Below are 12,391 nucleotides of genomic sequence, written 5' to 3' on the forward strand. Positions count from 1 at the left end.
CTCTCCAATGATATTGTCTTGTCTTTTCAAAACATCAGATAAGATGTCCCGGCACTTTGACGAGGCGCAAATGCGCACCGCAGATATGCACGAATGTAGAGTTTCGGAGAACTTCTCGAAAAACTCTGTGCCAACGGGTTGCCCTGCGACGCAACGCGGCTAGTGTGAGCGGCAACACGGATTGACACAGGATAACCCTCATGAAAATGCGCAAAATCGGCCGCAGCGATCTTCTGGTTTCCGAAATTTGCCTCGGCTCGATGACCTGGGGTAGCCAGAACACCGAGGCCGAGGGCCATGCCCAGATCGACCGGGCCAAGGAGGTCGAGATCAATTTCATCGACACTGCCGAAATGTACCCGGTGAACCCGGTGCGCAAGGAGACGGCGGGCGACACCGAAGAGATCGTCGGTCAGTATTTTGCCGCACGCGGCGGGCGCGAGAACTGGGTGATCGCCTCGAAAATCGCAGGGTCCGGGAATATCAACGAAGAGGGCATTCTGGCCTCCAATCTCGAGGCGCGTCTTGATGCAAGTCTCAAACGCCTGAAGACCGATTATGTCGATCTCTACCAATTTCACTGGCCGAACCGTGGCTCCTATCACTTCCGTCAGAACTGGCGGTTCGATCCGTCGAAGCAGCCCTCCAAGGCCGAGATCGAAGACAATATGCGCGGCGTGCTCGAGGTCATGACGAGCTTGCAGAAAAAGGGCAAAGTGCGCGAATTCGGAACCTCGAACGAGACCGCATGGGGCATGTCGGAATGGCTGCGGCTGGCGACCGAAATGGGCGCACCGCGGATGCAGTCGATCCAGAACGAATATTCGTTGATGTGCCGTCTCTATGACCTCGATCTGGCGGAGCTGGCGGTGCATGAGGAGATCACGCTTCTGGCCTATTCGCCTCTGGGGGCGGGTCTTCTGACCGGCAAATACGAGGGCGGCACCGTGGTGCCGAAAGGCTCGCGCATGGATTTGAACGGCAATCTCGGCGGCCGTGTCGCCGAGCGCACTTGGCCCGCCGAGCGCGCCTATGTTGCGCTTGCGCAAAAACATGGGATCGATCCGGCGACCATGGCCGTGGCCTGGACCCTGACACGGCCTTTCGACACCATGCCGATCGTCGGCGCGACCTCGGTCGAACAGCTTGAGAAATCTCTCGACGCGCGCGATATTGCACTCGACGCGGAGCTGCTCAAGGAGATCGAGAAACTCCATAAGGCACATCCGCTGCCCTATTGAGCCCCTGTCTAAGCCCTGTCGAGGACTGATCGAGTATGCGTAAATTCGTTTTGCCGGTGCTTGTCGCACTGGCGTTGACCGCCTGTCAGGCCGAGACGCCGGAGCCGGATGCGGGCTATGGCCTCGCGGGGTATAACCCAAAAGCGTCAGAGAGCGAAAAAGCGGCCTGCGAGGCGCAAGGCGGCGAGTTTCGCGCCGCCGGGCTCGGCGGTTTCATGACCTGTTTCACAACTCCGAAGGATGCCGGAAAGTCCTGTTCCAAATCCACAGATTGTTCGAGCAACATCTGTCTCGCCCGGTCGCGGAGCTGTTCGCCGGTCACGCCTTTGTTCGGCTGTAACGACATTCTGGACGCCGATGGGCGGCAGGTGAGCCTGTGCGTGGATTGATCTCTCGCGGATGGATTGCGGCGCTGTCTCTGGCGCTTCTGAGCGGATGCATGGCGCCCGCGCCAAACGTCACGGGCTATCGTGATCCTTCGGCCAATATGTCGTCCATCGCCGCGCTCGATACGCAGAAATTCTCCGGGCGCTGGTACGAGGTGGCGGCTTTCGTCCCCGAAGGCGCCTCCTGCGTGATCGGGGCGGTGACGTTTACCCGCCAGAAAACCGGCGATCTGATGGTGACCGAAGGCCCCTGCGCCGATGGTCATCCGCGTCAGGGTCTTGCGCGGCAGGTCGGGCCGGGGCGTTTTGCCTTTGCGGGCGACGAATTCTGGGTCTTGTGGGTCGATGCGGAATACCACACGGCGGTGATCGGATACCTCTCCGGTCAGGCGCATGTGCTGTCGCGCGACATGGTCTTGCCGCCGGACCGCAAACTGGCCGTCGAGGGAATCCTCGAATGGAACGGCTACGACATCAGCCGGTTGCGCCCGGCGCGCCGTCGATAACCTCAGGAAAGATCGGCGAGATTTCTCTCTTCATCGTTGCTGATGGGGAACTGCAAAATTTTTGACTAGGCGGTTTGGAAAAACCCGCCTATAGGCCGTGCCATGATCATGGAACGCACATATTTCGAGCACGCAAAGAAAATCCTCGCTCTTGGGCTGCCCTTGGCGGGCTCTCAACTGGCGCAATTCGCGGTGCATATGACCGATGTCATCATGATGGGCTGGTACGGGCTCGATGAACTTGCAGCCCTCGTGCTGGCCTCCGGCTTCTGGTTCATCCTGTTCATCCTGTTCGCGGGATTTGCCTTTGCCGTCATGCCTTTGGTTGCCACGGCGGCGGGGCGGGGCGACAGCACGACCGTGCGCCGCGCCACCCGGATGGCGATCTGGCTGTCGGTGTTCTCGGGCGTTCTGATCTATCCTATTTTCGGCTTTTCCGACGATATTCTCGTCATGCTCGGCCAGGAACCGCATATCGCCGCTCAGGCCCGCCCCTATCTCGCCGTCGCCGGGATCGAAATGTTCCCGGCGCTCATCGTTGCCGTCTTCCGCAGCTATTTCTCCGCGCTCGAACGCACCCGCGTCGTGCTCTTTGCTGTGGTCGGAGCGGTGATCCTGAATGCGGGTCTGAATTACCTCCTGATCTTCGGCAATTTCGGTGCACCGGAGCTGGGGGTTCTGGGGTCTGCCATTGCCTCGCTGATCGTCAGCTTCGTGATGCTCGGGGTGCTGGCCCTTTATGCCGCCAAGGCGACGCCGGAAAACGATCTGTTCCGCAACCCGTTCAACCCGGATTGGGCGATGTTCCGAACCGTGTTCAGGATGGGCGTGCCGATCGGTCTGACCTCGCTCGCCGAGGTTGGCCTGTTCAATGCCGCCGCCCTGATGATGGGCTGGATCGGGACCGAAACACTTGCCGCCCACGGCATCGTGCTTCAACTGACGGCCATCGTCTTCATGGCCCAGATCGGCCTGTCGCAGGCCGGGACGATCCGGGCGGGCAACGCCATGGGACGCGGCGATGAGGCCGATCTGCGCAAGGGGGCGCGGGTCGTCGTCGTCATGTCGCTGGTGATGGCCGGTCTGGCGTCTCTGCTGTTCATTCTTGTGCCGGATTTCCTCATCGGGCTGTTCATCGCCCCCAATGAACCCGCCCGCGATCAGGTGCTTGCCATCGGCGGCACGCTCATCGTCATCGCCGCGGCGCAGCAGTTCTCCGACGGCGGTCAGGTCGTCGCTCTGTCCCTGCTTCGGGGCCTGCACGACACGGCCGTGCCGATGTGGCTTGCGACCTTCAGCTATTGGATTTTGGGCCTGCCAGCGGCCTATATCTTCGGCTTTGTGCTGAACTGGGGTGCGACGGGCGTCTGGATGGGGTTTGTCTTCGGCCTGACCACCGCTTGGGCCACCATGAGCTACCGCTTCTGGGCGCAGAAATCCCATATCTCGCGGGCGGGCTAAGGCCTTAGCTCTTGTTCAGAATCCGGTCGGCCTTTTTGCGCACCAGAACCGTGCGCAGGTCATGCATCGCCAGCAAAAGCGCGTCGGTGACGTTCTCCAACTGCTCGTCGGTCGCCCGCGTTTGAACCCAGTGCGCCGTCAGGTTGAGGTAATCAATGGCGCGGTGGATGTCGTCGATGTCGCGCTGCGCCAAAAGCGCCACGCGCGCCGCGATCCACTCCTCGATCACGCGCAGATCCTCGGGCGTCAGCTCCCGCCCGCCATGCGGTTTGATCTCCCCGTTTTTCACGTTCACCGCCGCGATCTGTTCCATCTCGATCCGGCGCTGACGGTTTTCCGTGTCCACCCGGAACACAAAGGCGCCGTTTTCACGGACACGGAAGTAATATTCGGGGAGATCGACGCTCATTTCAGCCCTTTGCAAAAGGCTTGGATGCGGGTGCAGGCCTCTTTCAGCGCCTCATCCGAAGTGGCATAGGACACGCGGAAGTTGGGCGACAGGCCAAAGGCCGCGCCGAACACCACCGCGACGCCGTTTTCTTCCAGAAGGGCAGAGGCGAAGTCTTCATCGTTTTCGATTTTCACGCCACCTGCGGAGGTCTTGCCCAGACAGCCGGAGATGTCCGGGTAGACGTAGAACGCCCCCTCGGGCGTCGGGCAGGTGATGCCCTCGGCGGCGTTCAGCATCTCGACCACCATATTGCGACGGCGCACAAAGGCGGCGTTGTTGGAGGCGATGAAATCTTGCGGTCCGTTCAACGCTTCGACAGCCGCGTATTGCGAAATCGAACAGGGGTTCGACGTCGATTGCGACTGCACCTTGCGCATCGCCGCGATCAGTTCCACCGGACCCGCCGCATAGCCGATCCGCCAGCCGGTCATCGCATAGGCTTTCGAGACGCCGTTCACGGTCAGGGTACGCTCATAAAGACCCGGTTCGATCTCGGCGGGGGTGCAGAATTCGAACCCGTCAAACGCGAGGTGTTCATACATATCGTCCGACATCACCCAGACATGCGGATGTTTCATCAGCACGTCGGTCAGCTCTTTCAGCTCTTCCTTGGAATAGCCCGCGCCCGTCGGGTTCGAGGGCGAGTTAAAGATAAACCATTTGGTCTTCGGCGTGATCGCGGCCTCAAGCTGTTCGCCGGTGATTTTGAAACCATTCTCCAGCTTGCCCTCGATCGCCACCGGCGTACCGCCCGCGAGCAAGACCATATCCGGGTAGGACACCCAGTAAGGCGCGGGGATGATCACCTCGTCGCCCGCGTTCAGCGTCGCCACCAGCGCGTTATAAAGCACCTGTTTGCCGCCGCCCGACACGGAGACCTGCGCGGGCACGTAATCGAGGTTGTTGTCGCGTTTGAACTTGGCGCAGATCGCCTCTTTCAGTTCCGGCAACCCGTCCACGGCGGTGTATTTCGTTTTGCCTTCCTCGATGGCGCGGATGCCCGCCGCCTTGATGTTCGCGGGCGTGTCGAAATCCGGCTCACCGGCACCGAGGCCAATGACATCCTTGCCCGCAGCCTTCAGCTCGCGCGCCTTGTTGGTCACGGCGATGGTCGGGGAGGGTTTCACACGGGAGAGCGTTTCAGAGAGGAAGGGCATGGTCATGAGTCCATTTGCGTTAGATCGCCGTAGTGATAGCGTCAAAACCGGCTCGCCGCCAAGACGTCCCCTTGCGATAAAGCGCCAATGCGTGCAAAAAGCCCGCGATCACCGGAGAGTACCATGACTGAGACCATCGACATTCGCCGCAAACGTCTGAAAATCCGGGCCTGGCGGCGTGGGATCAAGGAAATGGACCTTTTGATCGGTGGCTATGCCGACGCCCATCTTGCCAGCATGAACGAGGCCGAGCTCGACGAGTTCGAGCTTTTGATGGATGAGCACGATCAGGACCTTTTGTCCTATGCGACGGGTCTGAAACCCGTGCCCGAGGCGATCAAGCCAATGCTCGACAAACTCATCGCCTCCGCCGATCACGCCACCTGGGGCATCAAGGGTTAAGATCCCCTTACCAAAACCGGCGCATACTCCATGCAATTTTTCCGTCAATTTGCGACGATTCGAGAAATTTGCGCGGTTTAACTATATTTTGGGAAATTCGCGGCAATCTGCCTCCGATGAGCCTTTGGCGGAGTGACAGATGAGCATGCATTCAACATTCGTAAAACCGGTCGAAACCCCCTTCATGTCGCAATATCTTGAGGCGCTTTCGCTCGTCGAGCGCTTGCACCGGCTGTTGCTCGACGTGATCAAGGATGAATTCGAACGGGTCGGCATTCTCGAAATCAACGCCGTTCAGGCGCTTTTGCTGTTCAACATCGGCGAGAACGAAGTGACCGCCGGGGAGTTGAAATCCCGCGGCTATTATCAGGGCTCGAACGTGTCCTACAATCTCAAGAAACTGGTGGACATGGGCTATATGCACCATCAGCGCTGCGAAATCGATCGCCGTTCCGTGCGCGTCAAACTGACCGACAAGGGCAACCATGTGCGTGTCACCGTCGCCGATCTTTTCGCCCGCCATGCCGAGGGGCTTCAGGGCAAGGGCGTCATCTCGTCGGAGGGCATCGAAGACATCAACAGTTCCCTGCGCCGGGTCGAACGTTACTGGGCCGATCAAATTCGGTATATTTATTAAGATATTTATCTGGCTTCGCGATGTAAAACGCCTCCCCGATGTGGGAGGCGTTTGGCTCTGGTGTCAGCCTCACCAGTGTCCGGTGTTTTCCATCGAGGCCCAAGGCTCGGTGGGGGCAAGGCGGTCGCCCTTTTGCAAAAGCTCGATCGACACATTGTCCGGCGAGCGCACAAAGGCCATATGCCCGTCGCGCGGCGGGCGGTTGATCACCACGCCCGCGTCCATCAGTTTTTGGCAGAGCGCGTAAATATCTTCGACCTCATAGGCCAGATGGCCGAAATGACGGCTGTCCGACGGAAGCCCTTCGTCGCCGTCCCAATTATATGTCAACTCGACAGGGCATTCCGGCTGACCTTCGGGGGCCATGAAAATGAGCGAAAACCGCCCGGCCTCGCTGTCCATGCGTCTGATTTCCCTGAGCCCCAAAAGCTCGAAAAACGCCATGGTTTTCTCAAGATCCTTTACCCGGACCATCGTGTGCAGATAGCGCATGCGGCTTCCTCCTGTCTGTCTTTGTCCGAACTCTAGCCTTTCATTTGGCAAATTCCACGTTTTTGCGCGCTTGCCGCTTGGCGAACCCCCTTTGCATTTGTATGACTGGACTCCCGGAACCCACAACATCTTGGGGGATGCGACGTGCAGCAATACCACGATCAGCTCAAAACCATTCTGGCCCATGGGGTCGACACGACAGACCGCACCGGTACGGGCACGACGTCCTATTTCGGGCTTCAGGCGCGCTACGATCTGGCCGAGGGCTTCCCGATGGTCACCACGAAAAAGCTGCACCTGCGCTCGATTATCCATGAACTTCTGTGGTTTCTGTCGGGCGACACCAATATTCGCTACCTCAAGGAGAACGGTGTTTCGATCTGGGACGAATGGGCGGATGAGAACGGGGATCTCGGGCCGGTTTACGGCGCGCAATGGCGCAAATGGCCGGGGCATGAGCGTGGTCCCATCGATCAGACCGAAAACCTGCTGACCGCGATCCGCAAAAGCCCCGATTCCCGCCGTCTGATCGTTTCCGCCTGGAACCCGGCGGAGGTCGACAATATGGCCCTGCCGCCGTGCCATACTCTGTGGCAGGTGAAAATCCTCGGCGGCAAGATGCATCTCCAGCTCTATCAGCGCTCCGCCGACATGTTCCTCGGCGTGCCGTTCAACATTGCCTCCTATGCGCTGTTGCTGGCGATGTTGGCGCAGGTCACGGGCTATGAACCCGGCACATTCGTGCATTCCATCGGCGATGCGCATATCTATTCGAACCACATGGATCAGGTGAACCTGCAACTGTCGCGCACGCCCAAGGCGCTTCCGAAACTGCGGCTCAACCCGGATGTGAAGAACCTGTTCGATTTCAAATTCGAAGACATCGAAATTCTCGATTACGACCCCGATCCGGCGATCAAGGCGCCGGTGGCGGTTTGAGGGCGCGCGCATGATCTCGCTCATCGCCGCCCGCGACCGCAACGGGGCCATTGGCAAGGACAACACCATCCCTTGGGACGCACCGGAGGACATGCGGTTCTTCATGCGCGAAACCATGGGGGGGGCGGTGATCATGGGACGTCACACCTGGGACAGCTTGCCGTTCAAGCCGTTGAAAAACCGTCTCAATCTCGTTGTGTCCAGCCACGGCGTCGATCACGAGCATATCTTTCCCTCAGTCGAGGAGGCGATTGCCTTTGCCAAGTCGGAGGGCCGCGCACGGATCTACGCCATGGGCGGCTACGGGATTTACAAGGCCATGCTGCCGCTGGCCGACCGTCTGCTGATCACCGAAGTGGACACGGTGGTCGAGGGGGCGGACACATGGTTTCCGGCCTTCGATCCGACGAACTGGCGCGAGGTCTCCCGCATGGTGCTGCGCGACGCGGCGCCGCGCTGTGAGGTTGTGGAGTGGGTGCGGTAAATCCGCCTTTGGGGTGTAGATTGTCCTGACTGAGGCAACAATCCTTCGCGCGAATGAACCAAAACTTGCTGCATATGCCGCAGGGGGCTAGGCTTCGGCCAAGCCCACCATGGAGTATGAGTGATGAAACGATCCGTTCTCGCCGCCATCGCAACCCTTGTTGCCGCACCGGCCTTTGCCCAAGGCACACAGCCCTATAGCTACACCGTGCCGACCGTCGCCTACACCGGGGCCAGCGCCAATTACTGCCCCGCAGGCTTGCAGCCGGTGATGGGGCTCGATGGCATCAGTTGTGGGCGTCCGACCATGGCTGGGCCTGCCGCCGCTCCGCGCCCGATGGTGCCCGCGCACCCCGCGGCCCCGGTCGAGACCTCCGCGATGACGCCGCCCCCGCCGCCCGCAACTTATGCGCCCGACACGATCGTGATAGGCGGCAACTGAAAGACTCCCCGCGTTTCGCGGGGTTTTTCTTGGGGGAGGGGGCGAGATCTGCGCATTCGCGCATATTTTCCAATGCCGACTGTCATTTTGATGTTACATTCGGGGTATGAGCATCCGAATGAATGGGTTTCTTGCTGCCGCCGTGATCGCTCTGGGGGCGGGGCAGGGCGGGAAAGCCGGGGCACAAAATCTGATCGCTGAGGTCCTGTGCGGGGCGCAGGACGAGATTCACGCGAAACTGACCCGTCAGTTCGGCGTGGTGAAAACGGGTGCCGGTCTGCGCGGGCCGGAGGCGGTTATGGAGCTCTGGACCAATCCGGCCAATGGCGACTGGACCCTGGTGCAAAGTTACGCCGAGGGGCGGGTTTGTATCCTTGCCATGGGGGACTATTGGGAGATGACCGCTCCCGATCCTACGCCTCAATCTCCGAAAGGATGAACTCCGCAACCGCACGACCGAGCACCTCATGGGCGGCGGCATCGAAATGCACGCCGTCGAGATCGGAGACGGAAATCACCTCATTGGCGTCGAACACCGCCACATCGCGCGCCTCCGCCTCGGCGCGCATCGCGGCTTGCACCGCCTCTGCCTTCTCCGCCGCGCCCACGTAGCTCTCCGCCAGACAGCCCGCCGCATGAGGTCGCGGTGGCAGGATCAGGATCGGTTCGAACCCGCCATGGCGCGCCTGCATCTCTTCGGAAAGCGCCACATCGAGGTGGAAACCGCAGGCCTCGGCAATGTCCTCGGGATCGGCCTCGAAATGGGCTTTGAGATCGTTGGTGCCGAGCATGATGGTCATTGCATCGATCGGCCCATGGCTTTCCAAGGCCATAAACAATCCCAGACGCCCGTCCATATGCGGCCCCATCTCCGGGTCGGGGAAGGCGAATGTCCGCCCCGGCAACCCCTCTTCGACCAGATCCCAGCCCAGAGCCTCCGCCATCGCCACCGGCCAGCGGCGTGCAAGACGCGGCAGGTCCGAGGGACGGACCCGCATCGGCTGCGTACCGTGGGTGTTGCTGTCGCCGAAGGTGAGAATGGTGGGCATTGCGGTCTCCATATGAAAAGCGGTCCCGGGCATATGCGCGGAACCGCCGAATTTCAATCAGATGTCCGTCTGAAACGGATCAGAGCGCCTGAAGCTCGGTTGCAGAGGCGCGGCCGTCACGGCCTTCGCGCAGCTCGTAGCCGATTTTCATGTTGTCCGCGAGGCCGGTCATGCCGGCGCGCTCGACCGCGGAAATATGGACAAAAACGTCCTTGCCGCCATCATCGGGGGCAATGAAGCCGTAGCCTTTGGTGGTGTTGAACCATTTTACGGTGCCGGTGGGCATATCCCGTCTCTCCTTGTCGTTTCATCCGCCGCAACGTGCGACGGGCCGGTGCAGCCAGGTCTTCCAAGTCTTCCTGCTGCCCCATAGAAAAGGAGCGGTCGTTCGAAAGTCAGCAGTCACGCTTTCGAGTGTGAAGAAAGTGCGTATAAAGGCAAGCGACAAAATCGTAACAGTCGGGGCGGACAGGCGAATTTGCCTGAAAAGCCGTCAAAGCGCCACAAAATGGACCATTGAGGAGAGCGAAATGATGCTGATTTACGGGATCAAGACCTGTGATACCTGCCGAAAAGCCGTGAAAACGCTGGGGGTGGAGCTGACGGACATCCGGGAGACGCCGCTGTCGCGCGCGCAACTCGAGCGATTCCATGCCGCTTTTGGCGAGGCGCTGGTCAACACCCGCTCCACCACATGGCGGGGTCTGTCGGAGGCGGAACGCGCCCGCGATCCGCTCGATTTGCTGACGGATCATCCGACCCTGATGAAACGCCCGGTGATCGACCGCGACGGCACGCTCTATCTCGGTTGGGGCAAAGATGTGCAGGCGGCGCTTCTTTAATCTCCGTTCGCACATCCCTATCTGAGCAGAACACAGGCAAGGAGACATGAGATGCGCAACGCAGCTCTGGTTTTAGGCATTCTCGGCGGCGTGCTCGCCATGCTCGTCGGTTTTTTCAGCTACGGCTACACCGAAGCCATTGATCACTGGGGCGAGGTCGAGGGGCTCTTTGAACAGGTCCGAAACGTCGATCTGATCCGGGCCACGAGTTTCTTCGCGCCGATTCTCGCCATCGCGGGCGGTGCCATGGCGCGGGCGCGGGCGCTCTGGGGCGGGGTGCTGATGCTGGTGGCCGCTGCCCTGATGTACAACGGTTTTGGCTTCAACGTCTTTACCATGTTCCCGCTGGGCTTCTGTGTGCTGGGCGGACTGCTTGCCTTGGCTGCGGGCAAACCCGACGAGCCGAAGGCGCATTTCTGAAGCTCACAGCCCGAAGACCAGAGGCATCAGCCACCATGAGGCGAAAAACACCACCGCCGTGCTCAGGATATTGAGCGCGAACCCCGCCTTGATCATGTGTTTCAGCGTCAGCTTTTCATAGGAGAAGATGATCGAATTGGGCGGCGTGGCGGCGGGCATCATGAAGGCCATGGAGGCCCCCAGAGCCACCGGCACGGTCAGCCAGAGCACGCTGACATCAAGGCCGAGCGCCACCGCGCCCAGAACCGGCAGGAAGGTGGCGGTGGAGGCGGTGTTGGAGGTGATCTCGGTCAGGAATTTGATCGCCACGGCGACGATCAGAACAAGCAGCCAGAGCGGCACATCGCCCATCTGTCCGACCTGTTCGCCGATCCAGAGCGCCAGGCCGCTGGCCTCGAACCCGCCCGCAATCGCCAGCCCGCCGCCGAACAGCAAGAGCACCCCCCAGGGCAGATCGCGCGACACCGACCAGTCGAGCAGCGGCGGCGCACCGCGCTCGGCGGGCAGGGCAAAAAGCGCGAGGGCGGCGAGGATGGCGACGCCGGAATCGTCGATCGGTAGGCCGAGAAAACTGCGGGTGATCCAGAGAAAGGCAGCCCCGGCAAAGATCATCGCAACGCGGCGTTCGGGGGTTTTCATCGGGCCAAGCAGCGCCCGTTCTTCGGCAATCACCCTCTGCACCGAGCTCAGTTCCATCTCATGGACCGGGAAAAGCACCCGCGTCAAAAGCAGATAGGCCGGGGGCAGCATGACGATGACAACGGGAATGCCGATCAGCATCCAGGTGAAAAAGTCGATCTCGATGCCGTAGTTTTCCGACAACAGACTGGCCAGAAGCGCATTGGGCGGCGTGCCGATCAGCGTGCCGACGCCTCCGATGGAAGCAGAATAGGCGATGGACAACATGAGGCCGATGCCGAAACGGTCCACCTGCGTCTTGTCCGGCACGCGTTCGTCGATGAAATCTATGATAGAGACGCCCACGGCATACATCATCACGGCGGTGGCGGTGTTGGAAATCCACATCGACAGAAAGGCGGTGGCCAGCATGAAGCCCATGATGATGCGGCTCGGGCTGGACCCGACAGCGGCGACAATGGCAAGGGCGATCCGCCGGTGCACCCCCCAGCGCTGCATCCCGGCGGCAAGGATAAAGCCACCGAGAAAGAGGAAAATCAGGTGATTGCCGTAATGACGGCTGACCTCGCCCGTGGGCTGAATGCCGAGCGCCGGGAAGATCACGATGGGCAGGAGGGCGGTGGCCGAAAGCGGCAGGGCTTCCGACAGCCACCAGATCACCATCCAGAGCGTCACCGCAATGAGCCGCCACGCTTCCGGGGTCATGCCGGCGGGCACCGGCATCCAGAGCAGCACGATGGCCAGTAGCGGCCCGAGCAAAAGGGCGATGAGCCGCGCGATCTGTGGTTTCTGTTCGGTCATATCCCTGCTTCCGGCTGGCCTGACGTTCAGTGTAACGCCTTCA

Annotated in this window: 18 protein-coding genes; 12 read left to right on the forward strand and 6 right to left on the reverse strand. The window is 60.6% G+C overall.

Annotated elements, in window-relative coordinates:
* The first annotated feature begins 200 nt into the window (after positions 1–200).
* The 4 genes from V1471_RS00785 to V1471_RS00800 all read left to right on the forward strand — a co-directional run bounded on the left by V1471_RS00785 (position 201) and on the right by V1471_RS00800 (position 3,594).
* Positions 201–1,241, forward strand: coding sequence for an aldo/keto reductase (locus tag V1471_RS00785; RefSeq protein WP_434286355.1), 1,041 nt, complete (start codon positions 201–203; stop codon positions 1,239–1,241).
* A 35-nt stretch (positions 1,242–1,276) separates the two neighbouring features.
* Positions 1,277–1,630, forward strand: coding sequence for a hypothetical protein (locus tag V1471_RS00790; protein WP_434286356.1), 354 nt, complete (start codon positions 1,277–1,279; stop codon positions 1,628–1,630).
* Positions 1,618–2,133 (forward strand): lipocalin family protein, encoded by a 516-nt coding sequence (locus V1471_RS00795; RefSeq protein WP_434286357.1) that lies wholly within the window; start codon positions 1,618–1,620, stop codon positions 2,131–2,133. The genes V1471_RS00790 and V1471_RS00795 overlap by 13 nt, the downstream gene beginning before the upstream one ends.
* Before the next feature lie 102 nt (positions 2,134–2,235).
* Complete coding sequence (locus tag V1471_RS00800; protein WP_434286359.1) at positions 2,236–3,594, forward strand: MATE family efflux transporter; 1,359 nt, start codon at positions 2,236–2,238, stop codon at positions 3,592–3,594.
* Between the two features lie 4 nt (positions 3,595–3,598).
* On the opposite strand, the gene V1471_RS00805 is transcribed toward V1471_RS00800, so the two are convergent.
* A complete protein-coding gene (locus tag V1471_RS00805; protein ID WP_434286360.1) occupies positions 3,599–4,003 on the reverse strand; it encodes a hypothetical protein in 405 nt (134 codons plus the stop codon).
* Complete coding sequence (locus tag V1471_RS00810) at positions 4,000–5,202, reverse strand: pyridoxal phosphate-dependent aminotransferase (RefSeq protein ID WP_434286361.1); 1,203 nt, start codon at positions 5,200–5,202, stop codon at positions 4,000–4,002. The genes V1471_RS00805 and V1471_RS00810 overlap by 4 nt, the downstream gene beginning before the upstream one ends.
* 123 nt (positions 5,203–5,325) lie before the next feature.
* On the opposite strand from V1471_RS00810, the gene V1471_RS00815 reads away from it, so the two are divergent.
* Together V1471_RS00815 and V1471_RS00820 are read left to right on the forward strand one after the other, a co-directional pair.
* A complete protein-coding gene (locus tag V1471_RS00815; protein ID WP_434286363.1) occupies positions 5,326–5,604 on the forward strand; it encodes a succinate dehydrogenase assembly factor 2 in 279 nt (92 codons plus the stop codon).
* Between the two features lie 139 nt (positions 5,605–5,743).
* Positions 5,744–6,241 carry a MarR family winged helix-turn-helix transcriptional regulator gene (locus V1471_RS00820; protein ID WP_066704433.1) on the forward strand — a complete coding sequence of 166 codons (498 nt, stop codon included), beginning with the start codon at positions 5,744–5,746 and terminating at the stop codon, positions 6,239–6,241.
* A gap of 69 nt (positions 6,242–6,310) precedes the next feature.
* Here the strand turns inward: V1471_RS00820 and V1471_RS00825 are convergent, their stop codons facing one another.
* Positions 6,311–6,733 (reverse strand): VOC family protein, encoded by a 423-nt coding sequence (locus tag V1471_RS00825; RefSeq protein WP_434286365.1) that lies wholly within the window; start codon positions 6,731–6,733, stop codon positions 6,311–6,313.
* Positions 6,734–6,877: 144 nt separating this feature from the next.
* On the opposite strand from V1471_RS00825, the gene V1471_RS00830 reads away from it, so the two are divergent.
* The 4 genes from V1471_RS00830 to V1471_RS00845 all read left to right on the forward strand — a co-directional run bounded on the left by V1471_RS00830 (position 6,878) and on the right by V1471_RS00845 (position 9,036).
* Positions 6,878–7,672, forward strand: a complete 795-nt coding sequence (locus V1471_RS00830) for a thymidylate synthase (RefSeq protein ID WP_434286366.1) — start codon at positions 6,878–6,880, stop codon at positions 7,670–7,672.
* 10 nt (positions 7,673–7,682) lie between these two features.
* Positions 7,683–8,156, forward strand: a complete 474-nt coding sequence (locus V1471_RS00835) for a dihydrofolate reductase (RefSeq protein WP_434286367.1) — start codon at positions 7,683–7,685, stop codon at positions 8,154–8,156.
* 123 nt (positions 8,157–8,279) lie between these two features.
* Positions 8,280–8,597: a hypothetical protein gene (locus V1471_RS00840; RefSeq protein ID WP_434286368.1), complete on the forward strand. Its 318-nt coding sequence runs from the start codon at positions 8,280–8,282 to the stop codon at positions 8,595–8,597.
* A 118-nt stretch (positions 8,598–8,715) separates the two neighbouring features.
* On the forward strand, positions 8,716–9,036 hold the full coding sequence (locus V1471_RS00845; RefSeq protein ID WP_434286369.1) for a hypothetical protein: 321 nt from the start codon (positions 8,716–8,718) through the stop codon (positions 9,034–9,036).
* Here V1471_RS00845 and V1471_RS00850 read toward each other — a convergent pair.
* The gene (locus tag V1471_RS00850; protein WP_434286370.1) at positions 9,011–9,646 is read right to left on the reverse strand and encodes a GDSL-type esterase/lipase family protein; all 636 of its coding nucleotides are present in this window, start codon (positions 9,644–9,646) and stop codon (positions 9,011–9,013) included. The genes V1471_RS00845 and V1471_RS00850 overlap by 26 nt on opposite strands.
* Positions 9,647–9,725: 79 nt before the next feature.
* A complete protein-coding gene (locus tag V1471_RS00855; RefSeq protein WP_066704420.1) occupies positions 9,726–9,932 on the reverse strand; it encodes a cold-shock protein in 207 nt (68 codons plus the stop codon).
* A 247-nt stretch (positions 9,933–10,179) separates the two neighbouring features.
* Here V1471_RS00855 and V1471_RS00860 point away from each other — a divergent pair, with 247 nt between their 5' ends.
* Both V1471_RS00860 and V1471_RS00865 read left to right on the forward strand, forming a co-directional pair.
* Entirely contained in the window at positions 10,180–10,488 is a 309-nt protein-coding gene (locus V1471_RS00860) for an arsenate reductase family protein (protein WP_434290839.1), read from the forward strand.
* Positions 10,489–10,539: 51 nt separating this feature from the next.
* Entirely contained in the window at positions 10,540–10,908 is a 369-nt protein-coding gene (locus V1471_RS00865) for a hypothetical protein (RefSeq protein ID WP_434286371.1), read from the forward strand.
* A gap of 3 nt (positions 10,909–10,911) precedes the next feature.
* On the opposite strand, the gene V1471_RS00870 is transcribed toward V1471_RS00865, so the two are convergent.
* Positions 10,912–12,348, reverse strand: a complete 1,437-nt coding sequence (locus tag V1471_RS00870) for an SLC13 family permease (protein WP_434286372.1) — start codon at positions 12,346–12,348, stop codon at positions 10,912–10,914.
* Positions 12,349–12,391 lie beyond the last annotated feature (43 nt).

The sequence above is a fragment of the Celeribacter sp. SCSIO 80788 genome (assembly GCF_051054295.1).
Taxonomy (GTDB): Bacteria; Pseudomonadota; Alphaproteobacteria; order Rhodobacterales; family Rhodobacteraceae; genus Celeribacter.